At 60.6% G+C, this 1,433-nt stretch carries 1 protein-coding gene; it reads left to right on the top strand.

Annotation, left to right across the window (positions count from 1 at the left end; all coding sequences use genetic code 11):
- The coding region (locus AACY42_RS28430; RefSeq protein ID WP_339483826.1) for an RHS domain-containing protein at positions 1-1,433 on the top strand (1,433 nt) is incomplete at both ends.

Below are 1,433 nucleotides of genomic sequence, written 5' to 3'. Positions count from 1 at the left end.
TGGAACTGCGCAACGAAAACAACAGCACCGCCAGCTTCAAATACGACCCCGCCGGGCGCCTGCTCAAGGAAACCGGCTTCGACCAACAGACCACCCACTACCTCTACGACCACGGCAGCAATCAACCCACACGCCGCCTCGACGGTGATAAGGTCAACGAATTCGAGTACGACCCACTCGGCCGCCTGATCGCCCGCCATGCCGGGCACAAGGAAGGCCTGGAATGGCAGACCGAGACCTTCGCCTATGACGGCAACGGTAATCTGCTGCTGGCCGAGAACGCCGCCTGCAAACTGCAATGGTTCTACGACCGTGCGGGCAACAACACTCGCGAACATCAATACCTGCGCTACCTGCAGGAACCGCATGTGGCTGTATGGAAGCACGAGTACGACGCCCTCAATCAACGTATCGCGACCACTCGCCCGGATGGTCACCGCGTCTGTTGGCTGACCTATGGCAGCGGCCATCTGCTGGCGCTAAAAGTAGATGACCAAGAGCTACTGAGTTATCAACGCGACAACCTGCACCGCGAAATTGCCCGCGATCAGGGCAACGGTCTACAGCAGCGGCAAGCCTGGACACCCAACGGTCAGTTGTTGGAGCAAGCACTGGGGAAACGCGGCGACGCCCAACGTGTGATCGTGCGCAGCTACCGGCATGACGCTGCCGGCCAGCTCACCCGCATTGACGACACCCGGCGCGGCGCGCTCAGTTACCGCTATGACCCGTTGGGTCGACTGCTCGCTGCCCAAACCATCAGCGGCGAAGAAACCTTCGCCTTCGACCCGGCCAGTAATCTGCTAGACCCGCAGGCACCACGCCGTCCCAATCAATACAGCCCACCTAAGCTGCTGGACAACCTGCTTCGCGACTACGTGGGCACCCACTACAGCTACGACGAGCGCGGCAACCTGAAGGAACGGCTGCACAACGGCAAAAAATCCCACTTCACCTGGGATCTGTACGACCGCCTGATCGGCTACGCAGATGACCGCCTGACCGTCAGCTTTGCCTACGACGCGCTGGGCCGACGGCTGTTCAAGCTGTCCAAAGCCAAGTACCACGACCGCCGCGAAGCCGGGCCAATGTGGAACAAGCTGGAGCGCGCCAAGCTCGACGAACAATACGGCTGCGGCTACACGATCTATGGCTGGGACGGCGATATGCTGGCCTTCGAAAGTCGCAACAACGACAAGAGCGAACGCCTGACCCACTACTTTTTCGAGCCGGGTAGTTTTGTGCCGGTGGCGCAGGCAGTAGAGCAACGCAGTATCCAACTGCTGCCCGAACCGGTCTATGAAGGCGCTTACGACATCGACCGCGATCCGCTGTGGCAGCACAAACCGACGCCGATCAAGTTCAGCGCACTCGCCTGGTACCAGTGCGACCATCTTGGCACGCCGATGGAGCTGACCGACGAACAGGGCGAT

The sequence above is a fragment of the Pseudomonas sp. RL_5y_Pfl2_73 genome, from assembly GCF_963970515.1.
GTDB lineage: Bacteria > Pseudomonadota > Gammaproteobacteria > Pseudomonadales > Pseudomonadaceae > Aquipseudomonas.
Note: the sequence above shows the minus strand (reverse complement) of the source record. Positions and strands in the feature narration are given on the sequence as shown.